General features: G+C 70.8%; 19 protein-coding genes and 1 CRISPR repeat array. Of the genes, 11 read left to right on the top strand and 8 right to left on the bottom strand.

Annotated elements, in window-relative coordinates:
• Positions 1-45 precede the first annotated feature (45 nt).
• From OG599_RS32525 to atzF, 4 genes are read left to right on the top strand one after another with little or no spacing between them, the layout of a single operon-like run.
• Positions 46-888 (top strand): urea amidolyase associated protein UAAP1, encoded by an 843-nt coding sequence (locus OG599_RS32525; RefSeq protein WP_327179549.1) that lies wholly within the window; start codon positions 46-48, stop codon positions 886-888.
• Positions 885-1538: an urea amidolyase associated protein UAAP2 gene (locus OG599_RS32520; RefSeq protein ID WP_327179548.1), complete on the top strand. Its 654-nt coding sequence runs from the start codon at positions 885-887 to the stop codon at positions 1536-1538. Before OG599_RS32525 ends, OG599_RS32520 begins: the two co-directional genes overlap by 4 nt.
• Positions 1535-5122 carry an urea carboxylase gene (gene uca / locus OG599_RS32515; RefSeq protein WP_327179547.1) on the top strand — a complete coding sequence of 1196 codons (3588 nt, stop codon included), beginning with the start codon at positions 1535-1537 and terminating at the stop codon, positions 5120-5122. Before OG599_RS32520 ends, uca begins: the two co-directional genes overlap by 4 nt.
• Complete coding sequence (gene atzF, locus OG599_RS32510) at positions 5119-6915, top strand: allophanate hydrolase (RefSeq protein ID WP_327179546.1); 1797 nt, start codon at positions 5119-5121, stop codon at positions 6913-6915. Before uca ends, atzF begins: the two co-directional genes overlap by 4 nt.
• 64 nt (positions 6916-6979) lie before the next feature.
• On the opposite strand, the gene OG599_RS32505 is transcribed toward atzF, so the two are convergent.
• A complete protein-coding gene (locus OG599_RS32505) occupies positions 6980-7531 on the bottom strand; it encodes a GNAT family N-acetyltransferase (RefSeq protein ID WP_327180269.1) in 552 nt (183 codons plus the stop codon).
• A gap of 49 nt (positions 7532-7580) precedes the next feature.
• On the opposite strand from OG599_RS32505, the gene OG599_RS32500 reads away from it, so the two are divergent.
• The 4 genes from OG599_RS32500 to OG599_RS32485 all read left to right on the top strand — a co-directional run bounded on the left by OG599_RS32500 (position 7581) and on the right by OG599_RS32485 (position 12118).
• Positions 7581-8213: a TetR/AcrR family transcriptional regulator gene (locus OG599_RS32500; RefSeq protein ID WP_327179545.1), complete on the top strand. Its 633-nt coding sequence runs from the start codon at positions 7581-7583 to the stop codon at positions 8211-8213.
• A 121-nt stretch (positions 8214-8334) separates the two neighbouring features.
• On the top strand, positions 8335-8643 hold the full coding sequence (locus tag OG599_RS32495; RefSeq protein ID WP_327179544.1) for a chaplin: 309 nt from the start codon (positions 8335-8337) through the stop codon (positions 8641-8643).
• Between the two features lie 566 nt (positions 8644-9209).
• Positions 9210-10742 (top strand): flavin monoamine oxidase family protein, encoded by a 1533-nt coding sequence (locus OG599_RS32490; RefSeq protein WP_327179543.1) that lies wholly within the window; start codon positions 9210-9212, stop codon positions 10740-10742.
• A 32-nt stretch (positions 10743-10774) separates the two neighbouring features.
• Positions 10775-12118: a glutamate-cysteine ligase family protein gene (locus tag OG599_RS32485; RefSeq protein ID WP_327179542.1), complete on the top strand. Its 1344-nt coding sequence runs from the start codon at positions 10775-10777 to the stop codon at positions 12116-12118.
• Positions 12119-12193: 75 nt separating this feature from the next.
• On the opposite strand, the gene OG599_RS32480 is transcribed toward OG599_RS32485, so the two are convergent.
• The 5 genes from OG599_RS32480 to OG599_RS32465 form a co-directional block, all read right to left on the bottom strand.
• Complete coding sequence (locus OG599_RS32480; RefSeq protein WP_327179541.1) at positions 12194-13246, bottom strand: cytochrome P450; 1053 nt, start codon at positions 13244-13246, stop codon at positions 12194-12196.
• A 124-nt stretch (positions 13247-13370) separates the two neighbouring features.
• A complete protein-coding gene (locus tag OG599_RS35535) occupies positions 13371-13451 on the bottom strand; it encodes a tryptorubin family RiPP precursor (protein WP_442809725.1) in 81 nt (26 codons plus the stop codon).
• A gap of 233 nt (positions 13452-13684) precedes the next feature.
• Complete coding sequence (locus tag OG599_RS32475; RefSeq protein ID WP_327179540.1) at positions 13685-14821, bottom strand: PP2C family protein-serine/threonine phosphatase; 1137 nt, start codon at positions 14819-14821, stop codon at positions 13685-13687.
• 229 nt (positions 14822-15050) lie between these two features.
• Entirely contained in the window at positions 15051-15743 is a 693-nt protein-coding gene (locus OG599_RS32470; RefSeq protein WP_327179539.1) for a Sua5/YciO/YrdC/YwlC family protein, read from the bottom strand.
• The gene (locus OG599_RS32465) at positions 15740-17005 is read right to left on the bottom strand and encodes a 2-isopropylmalate synthase (RefSeq protein ID WP_327179538.1); all 1266 of its coding nucleotides are present in this window, start codon (positions 17003-17005) and stop codon (positions 15740-15742) included. Before OG599_RS32465 ends, OG599_RS32470 begins: the two co-directional genes overlap by 4 nt.
• An 820-nt stretch (positions 17006-17825) precedes the next feature.
• Between OG599_RS32465 and OG599_RS32460 the strand changes: the two genes are divergently transcribed.
• Both OG599_RS32460 and OG599_RS35530 read left to right on the top strand, forming a co-directional pair.
• A complete protein-coding gene (locus OG599_RS32460; RefSeq protein WP_327179537.1) occupies positions 17826-18620 on the top strand; it encodes a hypothetical protein in 795 nt (264 codons plus the stop codon).
• Positions 18621-18798: 178 nt separating this feature from the next.
• Positions 18799-19254: a CRISPR direct-repeat array (repeat unit 29 nt; unit sequence CGGTTCACCTCCGCTCGCGCGGAGAGCAC).
• Positions 19255-19391: 137 nt separating this feature from the next.
• Positions 19392-19643, top strand: coding sequence for an HD domain-containing protein (locus OG599_RS35530; protein ID WP_442809619.1), 252 nt, complete (start codon positions 19392-19394; stop codon positions 19641-19643).
• A gap of 651 nt (positions 19644-20294) precedes the next feature.
• Here OG599_RS35530 and OG599_RS32455 read toward each other — a convergent pair.
• Together OG599_RS32455 and OG599_RS32450 are read right to left on the bottom strand one after the other, a co-directional pair.
• A complete protein-coding gene (locus OG599_RS32455) occupies positions 20295-21740 on the bottom strand; it encodes an amidohydrolase family protein (RefSeq protein WP_327179536.1) in 1446 nt (481 codons plus the stop codon).
• A gap of 56 nt (positions 21741-21796) precedes the next feature.
• Positions 21797-22747: an amidohydrolase family protein gene (locus OG599_RS32450; RefSeq protein WP_327179535.1), complete on the bottom strand. Its 951-nt coding sequence runs from the start codon at positions 22745-22747 to the stop codon at positions 21797-21799.
• Between the two features lie 70 nt (positions 22748-22817).
• Between OG599_RS32450 and OG599_RS32445 the strand changes: the two genes are divergently transcribed.
• Positions 22818-23642: an IclR family transcriptional regulator gene (locus tag OG599_RS32445; RefSeq protein ID WP_327179534.1), complete on the top strand. Its 825-nt coding sequence runs from the start codon at positions 22818-22820 to the stop codon at positions 23640-23642.
• Positions 23643-23751 lie beyond the last annotated feature (109 nt).

Raw genomic sequence — 23751 nt, 5'->3', positions numbered from 1 at the left:
TTTCTGTCAAGCGATAGAAATTAGCCCCGACCCGGAGGTCGACCCATGACGACACCGTCAGCGACAGCATCGGCGTACGGCGCGCGCGACCACGCCCGGGCCCAGGCGGGCCGGGAAGCCGACGCCATGCCCGTCCTGCCCGCGAGCAGTTGGCCGGAGCCTCCCCGGGGCGTCGCCTCCGAGGACGTCGTATGGGCCGAGACCGTGGCCGGAGGGAACTACACCCACAAGGTCCTCGCCCGGGGCACCGAACTGCGGCTGACCGATCCGACCGGCGACGCGTGCGCCCACCTCCTCCTCCACAGCGCCGACCGCCCCTGGGAGCGGCTGAACGCGGCCGACACCGTCAAGGTGCTCTGGAACGCCTACTTGGGCGAGGGCCACCTGCTCCTCTCCGACCAGGGCCGCGTGCTCGCCTCCGTCGTCGAGGACACTTCCGGCTGTCACGACGCGCTCACCGGCACCTCCACCCTCGCGCGGAACACCGCGCGCTACGGGGACGGGACCTGCCAGTCCGCCTCTCCGGCCGGCCGCGAACTGTTCAAACTCGCCGGCCTCAAAAATGGCCTGGGTCCTCGCGACCTTCCGCCTTCCGTCTCCTTCTTCCAGGGCGTCCGGATCGCGGAGGACGGGGCGACCGAGTTCACCGGCTCGGCCGGTCCCGCCGTGCGCGTCACCCTCCGCGCCGAGCAGGACCTCGTCGTCCTCCTCGCCAACGTCCCCCACCCGCTGGACCCGCGTCCCGCGTACACCTGCGGAAATCTCGAGGTTCTCGCATACCGGTCCCGTGCCACGGCACCCGGCGACCCGTTGTGGAACGCCACCCCCGAAGGCCGCCGCGCGTTCCTGAACACCGCCGACCACCTCACCGCCCGGAGGACCGCATGACCACCGTCGCTCCCGCCGCCCGCGTCGTCCGCGACGACACCGTGCCCGCCCGCGCCGCATGGTCGGCGATCGTCCGCAAAGGCCAATGGCTGACCGTCACCGATCTGCACGGCAACCAGGCCGCGGACTTCCTCGTCTACGACGCCCACGACACCTCCGTCCGCTACAGCGCCCCCGACACCCTCCAGGCGCAGGGCAACGTCTTCCTGACCACCGGATCCGTGCTGATGTCCAGCGAGCACACCCCGCTGATGACGGTCGTCGAGGACACCTGCGGACGGCACGACACCCTCGGCGGCGCCTGCTCCAAGGAGTCCAACACCCTCCGCTACGGCCACCACACCTGGTCCCAGCACGCCTGCGTGGAGAACTTCCTCGCCGAGGGCGTCCGGCACGGGCTCGGCAAGCCGGACCTCGTCTCCAACATCAACTGGTTCATGAACGTGCCGGTCGAGGAGGACGGCACGCTCGGCATCGTCGACGGCCTCTCGGCGCCGGGTCTGAAGGTCGTACTCCGCGCCGAGACCGACGTCCTCGCCCTGCTGTCCAACTGCCCGCAGATCAACAACCCCTGCAACGGGTTCGATCCCACACCCCTTCGCCTGACGATCACCGAGCCCGCCCGGAACGACGAGGACCGCACCCGATGACGTTCGACACCCTGCTGGTGGCCAACCGCGGCGAGATCGCCGCCCGCATCATCCGCACCGCCCGCACGCTCGGTCTGCGTACCGTCGCCGTCTACTCCGACCCCGACCGCGGCGCCGAACACGTCCGCCTGGCCGACGACGCGGTGCGGCTGGGCCCGGCACCCGCCAAGGAGTCGTACCTGGACGTCGACCTGGTCCTCAAGGCCGCCAGGGACACCGGCGCCGGTGCCGTCCACCCCGGCTACGGGTTCCTGTCCGAGGACGAGGGGTTCGCACGCCGCTGCGCCGACGCCGGCATCGCCTTCGTCGGCCCCACGCCCGAACAACTGAAGCTGTTCGGCGCCAAGCACACCGCCCGCGCAGCCGCACGGGCGGCGGGCGTGCCCCTCGCTCCCGGCACCGGTCTCCTCCCGGACGTCACGGCGGCCCTCGCGGCGGCCGAGGAGATCGGATACCCGGTGATGCTCAAGGCCACCGGCGGCGGTGGCGGCATCGGCATGCAGGCCTGTCACGGCGCGGCGGACCTCGCGGACGCGTGGGAGCGCGTGCAGCGCGTGGCCGCGGCCTCCTTCTCCTCGGCCGGGGTCTTTCTGGAGCGGCTGGTCGAGCGGGCGCGCCACGTCGAGGTACAGGTCTTCGGCGACGGCCTCGGCAAGGTCGTCACCTTCGGCGACCGCGACTGCTCGCTCCAGCGGCGCAACCAGAAGGTGGTGGAGGAGGCACCGGCTCCCCGCCTCCCCGACCACGTACGCCGTGACCTGGCCCGCTCGGCCCGGGACCTGTGCGCGTCCGTGGACTACCGGTCCGCCGGCACGGTCGAATTCGTGTACGACGCCGTCCGCGAGGAGGCGTACTTCCTGGAGGTCAACACCCGGCTCCAGGTCGAGCATCCGGTCACCGAGGCGATCTACGGCGTCGACCTCGTCGAGTGGATGCTGCGCCTCGCGCAGGGGGACACCGCCGTCGTCACCGAGCCCCCGGCCCCCGCCGGCCACGCCGTCGAGGCCCGTGTCTACGCCGAGGACCCCTCCCGCGACCATCGCCCGAGCGCCGGCCTGCTGACCCGCGTCGCCTTCCCCGAAGGCGTCCGCGTCGACGGCTGGGTCGAGACGGGCACGGAGGTCACCACCGCGTACGACCCGATGCTCGCCAAGATCATCGCGTACGGTGCCGACCGCGCCGAGGCGCTCGACCGGCTCGACGCCGCGCTCGACGCGACCCGGGTCGACGGCATCGAGACCAACCTCGGCCTGGTCCGCGCGGCGCTCCGGCACGTCGACGTGCGCGCCGCCACCCACTCCACCGCCTCGCTCGCGGACGTCACCGACCCGACCCCGCGCATCGAGGTCGTCGTCCCTGGCACGCTGACGACCGTGCAGGACTGGCCGGGACGCACCGGGTACTGGCAGGTCGGTATTCCCCCGGGCGGGCCGATGGACGACCTGTCGTTCCGGCTCGGCAACACCGCACTCGGCAACGACGAGGCCGCGCCGGGGCTCGAATGCACCCTGCAGGGCCCCTCGCTGAGGTTCACCCACCCGACGACCGTCTGCGTCACCGGTGCCCCCGCCCAGGTGACGATCGACGGCAGCCCGGTGCCGCAGTGGGAGCCCGTCACCGTCGGGGCCGGGCAGGTTCTCGCCGTCGGGGCGCCCGACGAGCGGGGCCTGCGCACGTACGTCCTGTTCGCGGGGGGCCTGGATGTGCCGGAGTTCCTGGGCAGTGCGGCCACCTTCACCCTCGGCCGGTTCGGCGGCCACGGCGGCCGTGCCCTGCGCGCGGGTGACGTCCTGCACGGGGGCGAGGCCCGTCCGGAGACCTTCGCCGTCCCCCTCGACGAGCGCCCGGTCTTCAGCGGGCACTGGCGGGTCGGCGCGGTCGAAGGGCCCCATGCCGCCCCCGAGTTCTTCACCGACGACGACATCCGCGACTTCTACGCCGCGGACTGGAAGGTGCACTTCAACTCCGCCCGCACCGGCGTACGTCTGATCGGCCCCAAGCCGCGCTGGGCCCGGACGGACGGCGGCGAAGCGGGACTGCACCCGTCGAACATCCACGACACTCCGTACTCCGTCGGCGCCGTCGACTACACGGGGGACATGCCCGTCCTCCTCGGACCGGACGGGCCCTCTCTCGGCGGCTTCGTCTGCCCGGCCACCGTCGTCAGCGGACAGCGCTGGAAGCTGGGCCAGCTCCGCCCCGGCGACACGGTCCGGTTCGTGCCCGTGACCGAGGAGACTGCCACGCACCTGCGGAAGGCACCCGCCACCGAGCCCCGCGCCGACCGGGACGCCGTCGTCGACGGCGGCATCCTCGCCCGCCTGGAAGAGACGACCGCCCGCCCGTCGGTCACCTACCGACGCAGCGGTGACGACAACCTCCTGGTCGAGTACGGCCCCATGCAGCTCGACCTGGCCTTGCGCATGCGCGTACACGCGCTGGCGGAGGCGCTGGCCGCACGCGCACTCCCCGGCGTCGTCGACCTCACGCCGGGTATCCGCTCGCTCCAGATCCAGACGGACCCCGGCGTACTGCCGCAGCGGGAACTCCTCCGCACCGTGATGCGCGTGGAGGAGGAACTGCCCGCCACCGACGAACTGGTGGTACCCAGCCGAACGGTGCACCTGCCGCTCTCCTGGGACGACCCGGCGACCCGCGAGGCCATCGACCGCTATGTCGCGGGCGTACGCGACGACGCCCCGTGGTGCCCGTCGAACATCGAGTTCATACGCCGCGTCAACGGCCTGGAGACGTCCGCCGACGTGTACCGCACGGTCTTCGACGCCGAGTACCTCGTCCTCGGCCTCGGCGACGTCTACCTGGGTGCACCCGTCGCCACACCGCTGGACCCGCGGCACCGGCTGATCACCACCAAGTACAACCCGGCCCGCACCTGGACGGCGGAGAACTCCGTCGGCATCGGAGGGGCGTATCTGTGCGTCTACGGCATGGAGGGCCCCGGCGGCTACCAGTTCGTCGGCCGCACCACCCAGGTCTGGTCGGGCTGGCAACAGCGCGGCGCCTTCGAACCGGGCACGCCGTGGCTGATGCGCTTCTTCGACCGCATCAAGTGGTATCCGGTGAGCGCCGACGAACTCCTCGAACTGCGCGCCGACATCACTTCCGGTCGCTTCGTGCCGAAGACGGAGGACGGCACCTTCTCGCTCGCCGCGTACCAGACGTTCATGGCGGACAACGCCGCGTCGATCAGCGCCTTCCGAGACCGGCAGAACACGGCGTTCGGCGCCGAGCGCGACGCCTGGGAAGCCGCAGGTGAGTTCGCCCGCGCCGAGGCCGCCACCGGGACCGTCCCGGTGACCGCCGACATCGAGGTGCCCGAGGGCGGCCGCCTCGTCGAGGCCGAGTTCCCCGCCTGCGTCTGGCAGGTGAACGTCGAGGTCGGTGACCGGGTGTCGGCGGGTCAGCAGTTGATCGCCCTGGAGGCGATGAAGATGGAGGCGCCCGTGCCGGCCCCCGCCGACGGGATCGTCACGGAGGTCCTGATCAAGACGGGCAGCCAGGTGGAGGCCGGCAGCGCGCTCCTCGTCCTCGCTCCCGTCCCGACCGCGGAGGTGTACGCGTGACCAGCACCGTGGAGAGAGTGCGCGCCGCGTACACCCGGATCGAGGAAGTGGACCGGCCCGAGGTGTGGATCAGTCTCCGGCCCCGTGAAGACGTGGAGGCGGAGGCGGCCCGGGTCGACGGGCGGGTCGCCGCCGGTGAATGGCTGCCGCTGGCCGGAACGGCGTTCGCGGTCAAGGGGAACATCGACGTGGCCGGGCTGCCGACGACCGCCGGCTGTCCCTCGTACGCGTACGAGCCGGAGGCCGACGCCCCGGCGGTGGCTCGGCTGCGGGCGGCGGGCGCCGTGGTCCTCGGCACCACGAACCTCGACCAGTTCGCGACCGGCCTGGTCGGAACGCGCAGCCCGTACGGGCCGGTCCGCAACGCCGTGGACCCGGCGTACGTCTCGGGCGGTTCCTCGTCCGGATCGGCCGTCGCGGTCGCCCTCGGCATCGTGGACTTCGCGCTCGGCACGGACACGGCGGGCTCGGGCCGGGTACCGGCCGCGTTCAACGGCGTCGTCGGCCTCAAGCCGACCCGTGGCCTGGTCCCGACGTCGGGCGTCGTTCCCGCCTGCGCCTCGCTCGACTGTGTGACCGTCTTCGCCCGGACCCTTCCGGAGGCCGAGCAGGCACTGTCCTTCATGGCGGCACCGCGGACGCGCGAGCTCCCCGCCCTGGAGCAGCGGCGCCCCGGTCCGTGGCGGATCGCGGTCCCGCGTCCCGGGCAGCTCGGTGAGCTGGACCCGGGCTGGGCCGAGGCGTTCGCGTCGGCCGCGACCCGGCTGGCCGACGCGGGTGCCGAACTCCTGGAGGTCGACCTGGCGCCGTTCACCGAAGCGGCCGCGATGCTCTACGAGGGAGCGTTCGTCGCCGAGCGGTACACCGCCGTGGGCGACTTCGTCGACGCCCACGCGGATGCGACGGACCTCGATCCGACCGTGGCCGGGATCATCTCCGGGGCCGGGGACATCCCGGCCCACCGGCTCTGCGCGGATCTGGAGAGGCTGTCGGTCCTCCGCGACAGGGCCCTGGCCTCGCTCGGGGACGCGGATGCGCTCCTCCTGCCGACGACGCCCGGACATCCGACCCTCGCGGAGGTCGCGGCAGACCCCCTGGGCGCGAACGCCCGGCTCGGCCGGTTCACCAACTCGACCAACCTCTTCGACCTCGCGGCGGTCGCCGTTCCGGCGGGCGAGGTGGACGGGCTCCCGTTCGGCGTGATGCTGATCGGCCCCGCGTTCACCGACGAACGGCTCGTCCGCGTCGCCGGCCTGCTCACCACCCCGCCTCCGCGCCTGGGTCGTGTTGTGGAAGTCCCGCCTGTCGGGCGGACGACGCTCCTTCCACAACACGACCTGGCGGTGGTCGGCGCGCACCTGTCCGGACAGCCTCTGAACGGACAGCTGCTCGCCCTCGGCGCCCGGCTCGTACGCACCACCACCACGGCACCCGTCTACCGGCTGTACGCCCTCGACACGTCGCCGCCCAAACCCGGTCTGGTCCGTACCGTCGAGGGAGGTGCCGCCATCGAGGCCGAGGTGTGGCGGCTTTCGGCCGAAGGGCTCGGCACGCTCCTCGCGGCGCTCCCCCGCCCCATGGCCCTCGGCACCGTGGAACTCGCGGACGGCACCTGCGTGACAGGCTTCCTCTGTGAGCCCGTAGCACTCGACGGCGCCCGCGAGATCACCGCACACGGCGGCTGGCGAGCGGCGCTCTCGGCCCCACGCCACGCCGAGGACAAGACCTCGGCGTGCGAGCCGCCGGCACCGGTGCCCACCACGACGACCTCGGCGCCCCCGGCGTCGCCTTGAGCCTCGTGGCGGTCGGCCCACCCCGGCACGGCCGACCGCCACGTCGTGTGCGAGTCGTCGCCGCTCACCGCTCCAGGTCGTGCCATTCCGGAGCAAGGACGGCCCAGAGCTGCTTGTCGTGGCGCACGCCCTCGTACGGCCACGCCTCATGGCGTACGCCCTCCAAGGTCATGCCGAGTCGCTTGGCCACCGCCGAGCTGCGGTCGTTGTCGGCCCGGCAGTGCCACTCGGCACGGTGCAGCCCCCGGGACGTGAACGCCCAGTCCAGCAGGGCGCCGCCCGCCTGGGTGATCAGCCCGTGCCCCTCGGCGGACGGCTCCAGCCAACAGCCGATCTCACACGTGCCGGCAGCGGCGTCGAAGTCCGTGAACATCACCCCGCCGACCAGGACTTCGCTCCGCCAGATGCCGTACAAGCGGGCTCCGTCGGCGGCCTTGCGTCCGGCATACCGCGCGAGCGTGGCCCGCGCCCCGTCCACGTCGCCGGTGAGGAACGCGGGCCCGACCCACGGCCGGATGTGGTCGCGGGCCCGGTCCATGTGGGCGGCGAACTCCTCCGCGTGCCAGACCTCCAGTTCCCCGAGGCGGGCACCGTCGCGCAGCGACAGCCAGAACATGAGCACCCCCATTTACATAACAAGCGTTACGGCAATGTACCGTGTCGGCATGCCCCGTACCAAGGGAGACCACGAGGCCCGTCGACGCGACGTCTCCGCGGCGGTCTGGCAGATCATGGCCACCCGTGGCTTCACCGGCCTGACCCTGCGCGCCGTCGCCGCCGAACTCGGCGCCACCACCGGCCTGCTCACGCACTACTTCCCGACCAAACAAGCGTTGGTCGAGTACGCCCTCGACCTGCTCGAACAGCGCACCATCACCCGCCCCCGCCGCGAGGCAGGTGCAGGCCTGGCCGCCTTCAGGGCCGCACTCCTCGACATCCTGCCGCTGACTCCGGAGTCCACCGACAGCAACCGGATCTGGGTCTCGTCCTGGGATGCCGCGCTTTCCGACCCCCACCTGAGCTCCGCCTACGCCCGCAAGTACGCCCGGAGCCGGGACAGGCTGAGCGAGCAGGTGGCCGCGGCCCAGGAGCTCGGTGAACTGCCCCCCGGCGACCCCGAGCACATCGCCGCCGCGGCCCAGTCCTTCGTACTCGGCCTGGTGGTCCAGGCGCTGTTCGCCCCGGAGGCGTTCCCGCCGGGGCGTCAGATCGCTCTCCTGGACGACTACCTGGCCGGTCCGACGGCACGCACCCTCAGCGGATCCGGGGGCACGATTCGGCCAACCGCGCATGAATGAACGACCGTTCAGGGGGGTCTGGGCGGCGGGCAGGCGCGTCGGCGGTCCGGACGGGAGCGGGCGCGCATCGTGGGGGCAGTTGCCGCGTCCGAGCGGTGGCACTCGAAGTGCGGAGAGCTCAATGTTGAAGCTGAGAAGCACAGTATTCCTGGCCGCGGCCGCTGCCGCCCTGATGTTCACCGGCGCCGGAACGGCCGCCGCGGATGCCGGAGCGCAAGGTGCCGCCTTCGGCTCGCCGGGCGTGCTGTCCGGCAACGTCGTCCAGATCCCCATCCACATTCCCGTCAACGTGTGCGGGAACTCCCTCAACATCATCGGTCTGCTGAACCCGAGCTTCGGAAACACCTGCGTCAACGGCGAAGGCCACGACCGCGGCCACGACGAGACGAAGAGCGGCCACGAGGGCTCCATGGGGGACCACAGCAAGTAGGTCCCCGGGGATTGCCCGGCTGAGGTGCCCGGGGGCCCCGGTCAGCCGGTGCCGACCGCACGAACCCCGGTCGGGACAGCAGTGATCCGCTCCCCACGGTTTCCCACGTCGGTCCGCGCCGGTGCCGGGCAGGTTCTCCTGCCCGGCACCGGCGCGTTCGGCCGGGCGTGCTGTATCAGCCGGGACGGGCTGCCCGGAACCCCGTATGACGAGCCCCATCCGATCAGCGTGGTCCGGAGCAACGAAGCGGACACCCCCGGCGGGGAGCCCAGTCGGCCTTGGACGCGGGTGAAGCCCCTGCCCCCGAGAAGCCACGACGGGAGGACCGCCGATACAGCCGACGCCACCGCCTCCTTCAGGACTTCCCGCCTCTTCCGGGACTTCCCGCCGCCGTCGGGGGAAGCCTTCTCCCGTCATTTCTTCGAGCGGCTGAAGGTCTCCCCGATCGCCTCATGGATGTCGTTGCGGCGGGTGCGGATCGCCAGACAATGGGGGGAGCAGTATGCGAGTGGAGGAGTGTGGAGGGTTTGTTCGATCGGTGCTTCGCGTTTCCGGAGGAATTACGAGTGGCGAGTGCCGCTCGCCCGGCGCGTGTGGGAATCATCGGCGGCGGGCTGGCCGGTCTGGTCTCGGCCTACGAACTGCAGCGGCGCGGAGTGAAAGCCGTGCTCTACGAGCAGGCCGAGCGTCCCGGGGGGCGGGTGCGTACGCATCGTTTCTGGGACGGGACCTACGCGGACGTCGGCGCGATGCGCATTCCCGGAAATCACGAATGCGTGCTCCATTACGTGCGTGAGTTCGGGCTGCGGACCCGTCCCTTCGTCAACCTGAACCCGGATGGGTACTACCACCTGCGCGGCCGCCGCACCCGATTGAGCCACGGCCACCAGCTTTATCCGGATTACGGCCTCGACGCCGCCGACCAGGACGGGCCGAGGAACTGGCTGGACCGTGTGCTGCGTACGGCCTGGGACGCGCTCAGCCATGCACAGCAGCTGAGTGTCCTGGAGGGCAACTGGCAGGACGCGGCTCTGGACCGCCTGATGTCGGTCTCCTTGTGGCAGTTCGCACGGGAGCAGTTCTCCGAGGACGCCTGGGATCTGCTGGGGTACGCCAGCGGACTGGTCCACTACGAGCACGCCTCCCTTCTCGAAGTGCTCGTCGACTACTTCGGTCTCTTCCATGCCGCCCCCCTCGAACTGGTCGGCGGGATGGACACGCTGGTCCGTGAGTTCGTACGGCGGCTGACGCCGGGGTCGCTGCGCCTGTCGACCCACGTCGACGCGGTGGAGCTGAACTCCGACGGTGGCCGGATCAGAGGGCACTGCGTGGGCCGCCCCGTCGACGAGACCTACGATGCCGTGCTGGCCTGCGTCCCGCTGACCACACTCGACCGGATCACCATCACCCCGGCCCTGCCCCACCGGCAGGCCCAGGCCGTCCGCAGTCTCACCTATGCGAGCAGTACCAAAACCCTGGTGCACCTGCGTCGGCGGAGCTGGGAACTCGACGACGGCATCTACGGCGGTGGGAGCTTCACCGACCTCCCCATTCAGCAGTGCTGGTACCCGTCGGACAACGCCCGCGTCGTCCTGGACGCCCGCCCGTCCTCACCTCAGAGGCTGACCGCCCGGAACGCCGAGCTCTCGCACGAGCCGGGGGTGCTTACGGGCGCCTATCTCTGGGGCCCGCACGCCCGCCGGTTCACCGCACTGCCGGCCGCGGACCGCGACCGGGTCGTGATGCGGTGCCTGGAGCAGTTGCATCCGGGGATCTGTGAGGACATCGACGAGATCGTGCACTGGGACTGGGACAGCCATCTGGGCATGAGCGGAGGGTCTTTCGCCTATCTCTCTCCCGGCGAGCACACGAGGTACCTCAACGGCCTCGCGACGCCGCACCCGGAGAGCGACCCGCGCCTCTACTTCGCCGGCGAGCACCTCTCGGCCGCCCACGCGTGGATGCAGGGCGCCGCCCAGTCGGCACTCCGCACGGTCGGCCACCTGCTCGACCGGCTGTCCGCGACCGCCGAGGAGCCGGGCGGGCACCGCGAGGAGCGCGGTACGGAAGACTTCGTCCGGGAAGGGACGGCATCGTGAGTACGTGCGACACGGGGAGCGGGCGTGCTCGCTTGCGCAGGTCCGACCTGCACGAAGCGTTCCACGCGCCCCACGGCACCCGCGAACGCATCGGCCTGGAGATCGAGGCAGGTGTGCTGGACGAGGCGACCGGACTCGCGGCCCCCTACGACGGGCCCCACGGCATGGCTGCCCTCCTCCACCAGGTGTTGCGGGACTGGGGCGGTTCACCGCAGTGGGCCGACGACGTCCTGACGGGGGTGCATCTCGCGGACGGGACGAAGCTGACACTCGAACACGGAGGCCAGCTGGAGTACTCCTCCCCTCCCGCGGACGACCTCGTCACTCTGGTGACGGCGATGCGCGCCACCATGGAAGCCCTGGCCGCTCTGGCGCAGCGGCACCGGCTGGCCATCGTTCCCGGGGGAAACCTCCCGTTCGACAGGGCGGAGCGCGCCACCTGGGTACCCACCGTGCGCGGTGGAGTCATGCGGACGTACTTCGCGGGGCTCGGCCCGGACGGGGAAGGGGCTCCGCACATCATGAGGCTGTCGACCTCGACCCAGACCACCCTGGACCACCTGTCCGAGGACGACCTGGCCTCGAAGCTGCGCGTTCAGGTAGCCGCCTCACCCGTCGTCGCCGCGCTGTTCGTCAACTCGCCGCTGTACGCCGGACGCCTCGACGGGGTCCTCTCGCACCGCTGCCGCGACTGGCTGCGCATGGACCCCCGCCGTTGCGGCTCTCCCGGCCCCGCGCTGCGGACCCCGCTCACGGTGGAGGCCCTCACCGACTGGGCACTGGGCATGCCCATGATCTACCGTCGCGGCCCGGGCGGCTACCGTCTCGCCGGACCGCAGCCCTTCGCGGACCATCTGCGCCACGGCTTCGACGACGGCACCCGGCCCCGCTGGGAGGACTGGCTCTCGCACCTCGACCAGATCTACACCACCGTCCGCGTGCGCCGGACCCTGGAGACCCGCGCGCCGGACGGCCCCCCGTACCCGTACGTTCCCGCAGGTCCGGCACTGTGGACCGGACTGACGTACCACGCGCCCAGCCGCGCGGCCGCCTGGGAACTCCTCCGGCGGTACACACCCCAGGAGAACGACGCCGCGCAACGCGCCCTGCCCACCGCCGGACTGGCCACCCGTCTGGGCGGGGACAGCGTGCGCGACCTGGCCCGGCACCTGCTCGGGCTGGCCCGCGCGGGCCTGCAGGCCCGCATCCGGGCAGGGCTCGAACAGCCCGAGGCGGCAGGTTATCTCGACCCGCTCGACGAGATCGTGGACACGAACGAGACGTTCGCCGAGCAGACGGCCCGCCGCTGGACGACGAGCCACCGGGGCGATCCGGCCCGCTACGTCGCGGCGCACCGGATCCCGTCCGCCACCTGACCCGATCCGGGCCGACGGGAGCAGCGGACACCCGCAGGTGGGATCTGACCGACGGCACAGGTGGCTCGTGAAGGGTCAGACGCGGTACGGCCGTGTCAGCCGTACGTCCTCCACGCCCAACAGGCCGAGGAGAGGCACCTTGCCGGTCCGTTGGTCCGGGTCGACCACCAGTCCGGAGCCGCGGATGAGGTCGAGCAGGAGTTCGGCGAGGGGCATCACCATGTGCCGGCCCCAGCAGCGTTCCGAGGAGTGGCCGAACGGCAGGTAGCCGGGAGCGGTGTCGGGATCGAGATCGTTCCAGCGCTCCGGACGGAAGCTGTCCGGGTCGTCCCACAGGGCGGGGTCGCGGTGGGACAGCAGGGGCAGCAGCAGGACGTCGTCGTGCTCGCCGATCCGGTCGTCGATGACGGGATACTCCGGTGAGGCGTTGCGCAGGATGTTCCAGGACGGTGGCAGCATCCGCAACGCCTCATGGATGAGGTGCCGGTTGGGTGTGCTGTCGTCGAGGGGCGACCCGAGCCAGAGCGCGTTGGCGACGAGGGTGGAGACGGTGAAGCAGACCGGGGCCGCCGCTCGGCGGTACATGCCCAACGCGTACCGGCGGTCCTGGTAGCCGGTGGCCTCCGCCGCCCGTGCGCCGAGCCCGGTGAGCCGGTCGCCCGGCCGGGGCCAGCCGGGCAGGGCGGCGCCGAGCGCGATGACCGACCAGGTGAGCTTGGGCGTCAGTTCGAGGTAGCGGCTCATGAGCAGGCGCAGCCGGTAGGGGTCCTGCCCCAGGATGAGGTCGCGCAGGAAGAGGTGCCCGGTCAGCGGCCAGGACCCGGAGAGGTCCACCTGCCGCGGCTCGTAGGCGGCCAGTGCCGCGCGTACGTCGCTGCCGATCGTGCGGGTGACGGCGGAAGCCTCACCACGCGCTATGGAACGCCCGTGCAGGGGTTTGAAGGTCGGGCGCTCCGTCTCGGTGGCCCGGCGCGCGGAAAGGATGCGGTCGGCGACCTCGACCCCGGCGACCCCGACCGTGTCCGGCTCCAGCCGGAAGACGTCCTGGCCCACGTGCTTGTCGAGGAGCGCGGCCAAGCGGGGTGCGAACACGGTGGTGCGCGGGCGCACTGTGGATGACGGCGACATCGTGGCTCCGCTGCAGGGGGAAGAAGGTGTTGAGGGAACAGTGCGGCTGACCGTTGTCCGGCACCCCACCGGAGCGGAGTGCCGGACAACGTTGTCTACTCGGCGACGTGGCCGAGCGTCACGCTCAGTACCAGATGTACCAAGCGCTCGCCTTGAGGCTCTTGGTGGCCGCGACCTTGTTACGGATGGCGAAAAGGAGCTTCATCCCTGCACCTCCTCCCGGGAGTGTCACGCGACTCGTCGGACCCGGCGAGTCGTGAGAAACGGCACGCCGATTTGCTGGCGAGCGCAAGCTACCCACACCTGTCACACGGTATGCACGAGCATCCCCAGGAACTTCCCGTCACTTCAACCACCTTGTTCACAAGGGCTCGTGGAGCGGTATGCCGAGTGCGGACGGGAGGAACAACCGGGTGGCATCCTCACCGAGGCACGTGATCACGGGCTGGGAAGATCGCGCGGCGGGTTCACCGTCAAGCGGCCCCGGGCTTCGTCGTCGTGCGGCTGCGGGGCGAGCTCGATGAGAAGCAGGGCGGAGTCGTCGTCCGGTGGCGCCCCGGTGAAGGCTGCGACGTCGGCCCGGATCCGGCTCAGGGCTTCTCCTGGATCGCCTTCGCCCAGCAGCGGCGCCACCCTCTCGCCCACCGGGTAGAAATTGCCTTCGCCGTCTCGGGCCTCGCTGAGGCCGTCGGTGTAGAAGAAGAGCCGGTCCCCCGCCTGCAGGGTGAGCCGGTTGACGCTGTCTTGCCGGGCCCCGCCCGTCAGTGCGCTCAGGCCGAACGGAGGGACCGGATCGTCCGACTCCACGAACGCGGTACTGCCGTCACGGGCACGCAACAGGGGTGGGGGGTGGCCGTGGTTGAACGCGATGAGCCGCCCGGAGGGGCTGATCCGGGCGAGGATGCCCGTCACGAACCGCTGGCCGTCCGTTCGGCGTTCCAGGGCGGTCTCGATGCGACGGTCCACGTCCGCGAGATCTTCGAGCGCGGAGGCGGCTTCCCGGAAGGCGGCCAGCACCGCGGCGGCACAGCGGACGGTGGCCAGTCCTTTGCCCTGGACGTCGGCGATGATCAGGCGGACACCGTCGGGCGATGCCACCGCGTCGTAGAGGTCCCCTCCGATGCGGGTGGCGCGGCTCGCGGAGATGTACGAGGTTCCGATGCGGACAGGCCCGATGACCGGCGGTACGGGGGTGAAGAGCACGTCCTCCAGGGTCTCGGCCACTTCCCGCACGTCGACGAGACGTCGCTCGGTCCTTACCCGGGACCACGCCGCGAAGGCGGATGCCAACGTGACGTAGGCGATCGCCGCGAGCGCGACACGCATCCGCAGCTCCCCGAAGCGGTCGGCTTTCCATGCGAACAGCAGGCACAGGAGAACCGCCACCACACCCATGGCCACGACGTTCCGCACGGGCCCTCGTGCCGAAGCCACCGCAGGCCCGGCCGCGTACACGGGCAGCAGGTTGTACTCCGGGCCGGTGGCCGCGTCCACAACCGCGATGCCCAGGACGACCGCCAGTGGCAGCGCGCTCGGTGAACGGGTCACCCCGTTCACCCATTGACGCCATGACATCACCGCACCTCCTGCGCTCATCGCCGCGAAGCCCTTCGGCGTCCGCCAGTCGGCGATTGACCAAATGTACGCAAAGGGCAGCGAAGAATGGCGAAACCATTGAAATCCGACAGGAGCAACACGAGGGAATGAGTCGAATGCGCGAGCCGGGCTGCGTACGGCCCTCGATGTCGATGACGGCCGGGCGGAGTGCCTTCTCCGTTTTCCCGCACGTCGGTGTCAAGGCGGCTTACCGGGTGGTGGCTGTGTACCGGGCTAGCAGGTGGCGCAGGTAGGCGCCCGCGCTGCCGTGGTTCTGGTCCTGGGCCCCGTGCCGGTGCAGTTCGGGCCGGCCGTCCGGGTGCAGGCGCACCGTCGTCGTTGCCTGCCGCTCCGTCCCGCTCAGTCCGGCGTCGGGTTGCGGCGGGTCCAGGACGGGAACGGCTGCGGGGAACATGGCGAGCGCTTCCTCGGTGGTGGCGGCGGGTGGGTGTCCGGTGCGGTTGGCGCTGGAGACATACAGCATCGGGTATTCGTCCAGCAGAGGCCGCAGAGGCTGCCAGCGGGCTCCGAACAGCAGGACCCAGCCGTCCTTCTGGGCCGGGGCCAGCCAGGCCGGACCTTCCGCGCCGGGCCTGAGCGGCAGAAGGACTGTGAGGTGTTCATCACCGAGCAGCCGCCGTGCCAGCGTCCTGTCCTGCGGTGTGAGGTCCCACAGCCGGTCGAGCGTGTCCAGGGTGCCGGGGTGATGGGCCCACAGGGCGACCGGCTGGTCGGCGTTCCGGCCCTTGGCCTGGTTGACGGCGCGGGGGCGGGTGGCGGTGACGACATGGGTCAGCGGTGCCGGGTTGGGCAGGACGACCGCCCCGCCCGCGGCGAGAGCGTCGCGCACGGTGGTGAAGTCGGCCGGGGGCCGGGCTGTGGGTTCGGCAGTGGAGGTCACGGCATGCTCCCGGTGGTGGTGTGGGTGAGGCCCTGGAGGTAGGCGTCGAACGCTGCATCGTCGATGACGGACCGTCCGGTAGCGAAGGCCCGTCTCTTGGCCCAGGCCATCGCCGCACGTGCCTGGTCGTCATCGAGGGCGTGACCGAGGCGGGCGGCGACTGCGGTGGCGACCCGGGCGCTGGCCAGTTGGGTCAGCACCGTGCGCGGCTCGATGCCCAGGACCTGATGGGGGTCGTAGGGCTGGAACAGCTCCGGGTGGACGAAGGGCGTGCCAGTGGAAATGGTGCCCACCCCGGTCCCGACGATCGGAGTGGTCACCGACAGTGGCACCCCGGTCTCCTGCGCGACCATCTCCGCGATGCCCGGCAGCCGGGTCAGGTCCGGTTCAATCCACCACGGTACGGCGCCGGTGCCGAGGAGTTCGGGCGCGTGCCGGGCGAGGAGGAACAGCAACTGCTCGGTCGCAACGAGGCCGGCGCGCTCCGCGAGGCCCAGCCAGGAGGAGGAGATCACCCGCACCCCGCAGGCCAGGGCCTGCAGGCTGTTGGCCAGGCCGAGTCCGAGGTCGTTGTGCAGGTGGGAGGCGAGCACGGTGTCCCCGCCCGCTGCGGTCCCGACCGCGGTGAACATCTGCCGGCAGGCGTCGGGCAACTGGGCGCCGACGGTGTCCGCCAACACGACGAGTCCGGCGCCGACGGCGGTCAGCTCCCCGGCGAAGGTGCCCATCAGCGCGTGGTCGGCCCGGGAAGCATCGGCCAGGCACACATCGACTGCCACCTCCTGGTCCAGGTCGCGGGCCCGCTTGACCAGTTCGACCCCGGCCTGGAGTGCTTCGGCGGCCGGGCGGTGGACCATCACCTGCGCCATGGCCTCCGAGGCCGGCACCACCACCATCACCCGCGCGTGACGGCTGCCGCGCACCGACGCGACCGCCTGCTCCACGTCCCGCGCCGCCCCCCGGCACACCGCCGCCACACTCACCGCGCCCTCCGCCTCCACCGCGACCTGGCGCACGGCCTCGAACTCCTCCGCACACACCGCCGGAAACCCGGCGGCGAACACGACGTGCCGCGCCCCGTCCCCGCCGAAGACCCGTCCGGTCTCACACGCCAGACGAACCCTGGCCCGCGCCGACATCAGCGTCTTTGCCTGCGCGCCGTCCCGAGCCGACTCCTCCCACAGCACCACTCGCCCCGCCATCGCGGAGTCACGCACCACATCCACCCGCACCGAAGCCCTCCCACCGTTCTTGACGATCACCGCCCCATGGCGGTGAGGAGGCCAGACGGCCGCCTCCCCCGACCATCACCACGAACCGCAACCGCGCACAGGCGGTCCGGGCGAGACCACCCCATCGAAGGGACGTCTCTTTCGCCGAAACGCCCCTCAGTGCTATGGAGGCGAAACGATGGTGCAGTGGAAGAGCCGCAGCCACGTCCTGGGACTCAGGCGTCAGAGGCGGGCCAGTACTGGTGTGGAGCGGCCTTGCCGAGAGTCGAGCCGGTGCTTCCAGCGCGACTTCCGACCCGAACACCATCGACTGCGCTCACACCAACCGCATAACCCGTGTCCAGAGTCCGGGGTCGAGGCCCAGTCGCAGACGGCGGATCCTTCCGCAGCAACATCTGCGTTCTTCCACCACCAGTCCGTGAGGATCCGGGGCAACGCATTCCAGAAGCTGAATTCAATCAACTCGCCTTTATACTAGTTAAGTTGAGCTATAGGAGGCCACCTCCGGTCTTAGCATGTACACAGCTGACTCGTGGGGGAAACGATGGATCCAACAGAGCTCGTGTCACAGGCCGTGCGAGTAGTGACAGAGTTTGCCGGGGGCGCAGCCACCGCGGTGGCCACGGGTGTCGGGCAGACCGTGTCGGACCTCGTACGGCAGCGGCTCAGCGGTACACCATCGGGACAGGCGGCCTTGGCAGCCGTGGACGCGCAGCCTGATGACCCGGCTGCCGTCGCAGGGTTGCACAACGAGCTCGACGCCGGGGTCACGGCCGACCGTGCCTTCGCCGACGCGTTGGCCGCGGCCCTTGCTCCGGTCCTTGCCGGGCCACCGCCCAAGGAGCCGCCCATGCAGACCATCCAGGGCAGTGTGGTGATCGGCGGTGGGGCGAGAGTGCGCCGCACCACCATTGCGCTCGGGCCGGTGACCTTCAGCAACACTCCCGCTGGACGCACCGCCTTCGGTGTGGTCTGCGTCGCGCTGGCGACCTTGATGGTGCTCTTGGTCTACGGCGGTATCCAAGCCCTGGACGGCGACTCTCCGGGCTCCCGGCTCGGAGGCGGGTCGGAGCCGGGGAAGAGCCAACAGAGGCCCGGAACCGACAGCAACGACGAAGCGGGCAACGACTCAGCAGCTATCGGCGATACGGACCACTCGACGCCTCTCGCCGATACAGAGGCCGTCCGCAACGTACTGCCGGACGTGACAAGCCTGCCGTCGGGCTGGATCGAGAACTCGGCACCCACCGCAGACGTCTCCTCGCAGGATGACGGCTCCACCTTCGAAGGCGAGTCCGAGTACCTGGGGCGCTACAGCATGGAGACCCAGTTCCTGGTTCGCTCCTACCCGGACGAGGACACGGCACGGACGGCCTTCGACGCGATGGTCTCCAAAGCGCGGGAGGAGGGAGCGAGTTCGCTGACCATGGCGCAGGTCGGGGACCAGATCGCGGCGTTCGCGATCTCGACGAGCCAGGGGGACGCTTACGTCACCGACACCACCCGCAGCACCGTGGTCCGCACCGGAACGGTGCTCACCATCGTCGTCGGCAACGACAACGAGAGCCGCAGCTACAGCAGTACAGACCTCGAAAGCCTCACCCGACTCCTCTCCGACCGCGCCCGAACGGCCCAGACAGGCTGACAACACGCGGGCGAACAGGGTCTGGATCAGCATGCGGCCACGCAGATGAATGCTTCCAGCAGCCGCCGTCAAAGCTGAACCCTGCGAGGCAGAATCCGACTGTTCAGCCGTCTGGGGATGTTCGGTTCACCTCCGCTCGCGCGCACGAGGTGGTGCCCTCCTTTTCGACGGGGATCCCCGGTTCACCTCCGCTCGCGCGGAGAGCACGAGGCGGGTTCGGTCTTCGCGTACTTGAAGACCGGTTCACCTCCGCTCGCGCGGAGAGCACCCAGCCGCGGACCAGGCCGGCCAGCTCGATGGCGGTTCACCTCCGCTCGCGCGGAGAGCACTGTGCGCAATGCGCAACCCCGGCAGGGTGCGACGGTTCACCTCCGCTCGCGCGGAGAGCACGGGGTGAAGAGGCCGTGGCTCATGACGAAGGTCGGTTCACCTCCGCTCGCGCGGAGAGCACCCCGAGACCGGCCGCGTGATCGAGATCGAGACCGGTTCACCTCCGCTCGCGCGGAGAGCACGAAGTGGGCGCCGAACTCATGGAGCACGAGGCCGGTTCACCTCCGCTCGCGCGGAGAGCACGTCTGCCACTCGAACTCGACCGACTTGGTCCGCGGTTCACCTCCGCTCGCGCGGAGAGCACCCTTCGCGACCTGCCCTTATTCGACGGCTTTGCAATTCCTTTGCTGACCTTCGCCGCACACGCTTTTCATCCCTCCTGCCGTCACGCGGCAGTGTAAAGCCCACCCCTCACATCGGTAGCCAGTTGGGCCATATGGGGTGGTTGTCGGTGGGCAGTGCTATCTCTGTGTTCACGCTGAAGCACGACGACGTGGGGCCCCGGGGGACCGTGTTCTGGATGTACGTCTGCGAGGGAAGGAGCATGGACTGCCCCGCCCGACCCCGTTGATGTGCCATCTCGACGACACCGCCGCAGTGTTCCAGGAGTTGTGGGACGTCGTTCTGGGTGAGGGGACCAATGGTGCCATCTCGGCTGCGCTCGGCCTGTCCTCTCCGCGCGAGCGGAGGTGAGCCGGTCGGCATCCTCGGGCCGAACCGCTGGTACGACGTCCTCTCCGCGAGAACGGAGTTACCGGCGTACTCCCTTGAGTGTTCCGCCAAGTGCAGCGGTACGTGCACCGGCAAGAGCCCTGCGATCGGCGGACGTCGTCCTGCGGGATATCAGTGGCAAGGCGGTGAACCTCCAATCCGACATCTGGAAAAGACGACGGACGCCGATGCGGCAAGGTCCGCAACATCGGCGGGACCGTCGAGAGCAGCACAGCGGTCCTGATGCGGTCGGTGGCGTGCGCCTCCCGTGCCCACCGTTGCGGCGCCGTCGGCCACCGCGTCCTCACAGGCGTCCCCGGCCTGGAAGGCCGGCCCCCACAGTGGGCCGTGGACGAAGGCAGTGGTCGGTGTGGGCACGACGGCGTCGATGCCCGCGCGAGTCGCCGAGTCGCGACGGGCACGGGGACGCGCACCGACCGACCGTAAGCACCTTCTGCTGAGCAGCGGTGCCGATGCCGCATTGAGCCTGCTCAACCCGGCGTACCTGCGACCGAACAGCAGGGGCGTCCTGGACTCCCCCACCTACCCGGGCGAGCTCGCCCTGTTCCGCAGCGCGGATGCCCGGCTGGTCTCCTGCCGCCTCGCACACGGCGAGACCCGCTGCAGTCGGTCTCAGTGGGCGCCGGGATGGGCGGCGACCCGCGCGAGGATGGCGTCGAGGTCCGAGCGGGTCCACCAAGAGCCGTCGCGCATCACTCCCGCGATCTTGCGGAGGGCGGTGTGGTCGTCCAGCGGGTCCTCGTCCAGCAGCACCAGGTCGGCGGGCATGCCGGCCGCGACCCGGCCGAACTCCCCCTCCTCGCCCAGGAATCGCGCCGGCTCGGTGGTCGTCATCCGCAGAATGGCCAGCGGGTCGAGTCCAGCCTCGGCCAGGTGGTCGAACTCGTCGTGGAGTGCGAAGCCCGGGATGATTCCCGCGGCTCCGCACGCGTCGGTTCCCGCGACCATCGGAACTCCGGCGTCGGCGAACGTCCTGGTCATTCTGAGCTGAGCCGCCCAGTGGTCGTGCAGGGCCTCACGGGTGCCCTCGGGAAGCCTGGAGAACTTCCTCGACGACTTGTCCCAGGTGCGCAGTTCATCGGGTGCCATGTAGCGGCGCCGCGGATCCTGGGTGTGTTCGGGCGAGTCGCCGAACTGCTGGGTGTGGACCCGGATCAGAGTGGGGCACTGCCAGGTGCCGTGTGCGACGAACACGGCCGCCAGCTCCTCCGCCTTCCGCTGGTCGTAGGATCCGTCGGCCAGGTTGTAGGCGTGCGCTTCCAGTTCGGACGTGGCGGTCGCGGGGTTGGTGACCATGCCCTTGATCAGCCTCGTCGCCAGTCTGTCGGCGCCCGGGATCTTGATCCTGGGAATGGGCGGGAGCTTGCGGGTGGCGTTGCTCGCGCGGACCTCGTCTTCCTTGGAGGAGACTGCGGCGAACACGGTGACGCCGGGACCGAGGTGCTCGATCGACCACACGCCGCCGCGCGCGGCCTCCCGGGGGTCGAGGTCGGCCGGCAGGTGACCGCCGAGCCGGATACCGAGACGGTTCGCCTCCTGGAGGGCCGCCAGAAAGGTGACCCGGGTCGTCATACCGGCCTTGACGAAGTCGGCTCCGTCCCGGTGCTGTTCGCGGACGGCCCGCACCGCACCGTCGGCGGTGCTCGCGTTCAGCGGGGTCAGCAGGTCGCCCGCGGTCGCTTTGAGCACCGGGGAGCCGGTGGGCTGGGGCAGCGTGCCCTGTCTCCGGGACTTCAGGAGTGCTTTGTTGCCCGACATCTGACGGAAACCGACCACACCGTTGGCGAGCATGAGCGCATACGTGCCGTCGACGTCCTTCGGGGTGTTCAACGCGTGCATGTGCATGTCCATGAACCCGGGGACGACGAACCGGCCCCGCCCCTCCACCACGTGCGGCTCCGCGACGGGGCCACCGGTGGCCGTCACCGACGTGATCCGGCCTCCGTCGACCACCACGTCCTGACCGGGGGTGCGGCGGCCGTCCAGCGGATCGACCACGGTGACGTCCCGGATCACCACTCGCCCCGTAACCCCGGACGGCTCGACGTACCTGCTCATGTCTCTCCTTCGTGTCATCACGACTGATCGCTTCGAGTTACGGGTTTCGGCTGCCGTCACGCGTCGAACAGGCGCCGCGCGTTGCGCGTGGTGAGGTCGCGCCAGGTGTCGGCGGTCGACGGTTGCGCCGCGGAGTCGACGGAGGCGACCTGGGCGAGCGCCCCCGCCGCGGGTGTCCAGCAGTAGTCGCTGCCGTACAGCAGGCGCTCGGTGCCGAACGCGGCGTCGAGGGCCGGGATCTGGCGCGGGAAGGGCGTCCCGGCCATGTCGTACCAGAGGCGGCCGAGCTGCTCCACCGCGCTGGGCACGTCCTCGGAGCCGTCACCGAACACGGAGCCGAACAGGTCGATGCGGTCGGCGAGCAGAGGCAGCGCTCCCCCGCCGTGGGTCAGCACCCACCGGATCCGCGGGTGGCGGGTGAACACGCCGCGCAGGAGCAGGTCGCTCGCCGTGCGGGCGGTGTCGAAGAGAAATTCCAGCATCGGCCGCGGCCGGCCCAGCGAGACGTCGTCGGCGTGGGGCGGGGACGTGGGGTGGACGAAGACGAGGGCGCCTCGCCGGTCGAGGTCCTCCCACAGGGGTTCGAACCGCGGGTCGCCGAGGTAGACGCCGTGGTGGTTGGTCTCCACGGCCACCCCGTCCGCACCGAGTACGTCGAGGGCGTGGGCGGCCTCCGCGAGCGCGCCCTCGACGTCGGGCAGCGGCAGGGAGGCGAAGTGGCCGAACCGCCGCGGGCGCTCGCCGCGGACGCCGGCGCCGAACTCGTTGACTTCGCGCGCGAGGGCGCGGGCGGCGTCGTCGTCGCCGAAGTGCACGCCCGGAGAGGAGATCGACAGGTAGGACTTCTCGATGCCCGAGCGGTCCATCAGGTCGAGATGCTGTTCGACGCTCCACGCAGGCCAGCCGGGCATCCCGTCGGGGTGCTCGATCCCCGCGGACCGGGCCGCGGCGACGTAGCTGTCGGTGACGAAGTGGGCATGTACATCGATGAGGCCGGTGGGGGCCATGCGGAACTCCTTCGCTCGCGGGTCCTTGCCTCAGCCAGCGTAGGAACGGCGTCGTAGGGTGGCACGTGTGATGCCGATGAATGAAACACCGGGTTCGGACAACGGCAACCCGAGCGGGCGACGCGGCGGGAAGCCCGCCGAGGGGCAGCCTGTCATCGACCGGGCATTCGCCCTGCTCAGCACGTTCGACACCGACCACCGCGCGCAGACGCTCGCCGAACTCGCGCGGCGGAGCGGTACTCCCCGCAGCAGCGCCCTGCGGCTCGCCCGGTCGCTGGTCCACGCGGGTGCGCTGGAGCGTCTCGACGACGGCCGCTACGTCGTCGGCCTTCGCCTTCTGGAGACCGCGTCCCTGGCGCCGCGCGGCCACGGCCTGCGATCCGTGGCCATGCCGTTCATGGAAGACCTCTTCCACGTCACCCGGCAGCACGTCCTGCTCGCCGTCCGCGAACAGGACGAGGCGGTACTCGTCGAACGGCTCTCCGCGCTGGACGCCGGCCCCGTGCGCTACCGCGTGGGAGGACGCCTTCCGCTCACCACCACCGGAGTCGGACTGGTGCTCCTCGCCTTCGCGCCGAAGGACGTCCAGGACCGCGCCCTCACCACCTACGAACCCGCGAAGGGCCGTCTCCGACAGGGTCACGACGACATCCGTACCCCGGCCGACCTGCGCCGCGCGCTCGCCGAAGTACGGCGCGGAGACCACGCGTACGGCCGGCAGAGCCACCCCTGGCCGGTGGACACCATGGCCGCACCGGTGCGAAACGGCGGCGAGGTGGTCGCGGCGCTGTCGGTCGTCGCACCCAGCACCGGCTTCACGGAAGCCGGCTACGGCCCGGCCGTACGGGCAACCGCCCGCGCGATCTCCCGCCGACTCGAAGAGGACGGGCCGTGAAGGGCCTACGGCCCGGCGATGCCGATGCCGCGCCCTGGCGCCGACGCACTCCACGCGGTGCTCCGGCGGCGCGGACGAGCTCAAGGCGAATCCCACGAAGAGGGTTGTC

Source organism: Streptomyces sp. NBC_01335, assembly GCF_035953295.1.
Taxonomy (GTDB): Bacteria; Actinomycetota; Actinomycetes; order Streptomycetales; family Streptomycetaceae; genus Streptomyces.
Note: the sequence above shows the minus strand (reverse complement) of the source record. Positions and strands in the feature narration are given on the sequence as shown.

What these genes read in the sequence shown, in the direction of transcription:
- OG599_RS32525 (WP_327179549.1), top strand. Translation starts at nt 46, where the DNA reads ATGACGACACCGTCAGCGACAGCATCGGCGTACGGCGCGCGCGACCAC.
- OG599_RS32520 (WP_327179548.1), top strand. Translation starts at nt 885, where the DNA reads ATGACCACCGTCGCTCCCGCCGCCCGCGTCGTCCGCGACGACACCGTG.
- uca (WP_327179547.1), top strand. Translation starts at nt 1,535, where the DNA reads ATGACGTTCGACACCCTGCTGGTGGCCAACCGCGGCGAGATCGCCGCC.
- OG599_RS32505 (WP_327180269.1), bottom strand. Translation starts at nt 7,531, where the DNA reads ATGTTCTGGCTGTCGCTGCGCGACGGTGCCCGCCTCGGGGAACTGGAG.
- OG599_RS32500 (WP_327179545.1), top strand. Translation starts at nt 7,581, where the DNA reads ATGCCCCGTACCAAGGGAGACCACGAGGCCCGTCGACGCGACGTCTCC.
- OG599_RS32495 (WP_327179544.1), top strand. Translation starts at nt 8,335, where the DNA reads ATGTTGAAGCTGAGAAGCACAGTATTCCTGGCCGCGGCCGCTGCCGCC.
- OG599_RS32480 (WP_327179541.1), bottom strand. Translation starts at nt 13,246, where the DNA reads ATGTCGCCGTCATCCACAGTGCGCCCGCGCACCACCGTGTTCGCACCC.
- OG599_RS35535 (WP_442809725.1), bottom strand. Translation starts at nt 13,451, where the DNA reads ATGAAGCTCCTTTTCGCCATCCGTAACAAGGTCGCGGCCACCAAGAGC.
- OG599_RS32475 (WP_327179540.1), bottom strand. Translation starts at nt 14,821, where the DNA reads ATGTCATGGCGTCAATGGGTGAACGGGGTGACCCGTTCACCGAGCGCG.
- OG599_RS32460 (WP_327179537.1), top strand. Translation starts at nt 17,826, where the DNA reads ATGCAGACCATCCAGGGCAGTGTGGTGATCGGCGGTGGGGCGAGAGTG.
- OG599_RS32455 (WP_327179536.1), bottom strand. Translation starts at nt 21,740, where the DNA reads ATGAGCAGGTACGTCGAGCCGTCCGGGGTTACGGGGCGAGTGGTGATC.
- OG599_RS32450 (WP_327179535.1), bottom strand. Translation starts at nt 22,747, where the DNA reads ATGGCCCCCACCGGCCTCATCGATGTACATGCCCACTTCGTCACCGAC.
- OG599_RS32445 (WP_327179534.1), top strand. Translation starts at nt 22,818, where the DNA reads ATGCCGATGAATGAAACACCGGGTTCGGACAACGGCAACCCGAGCGGG.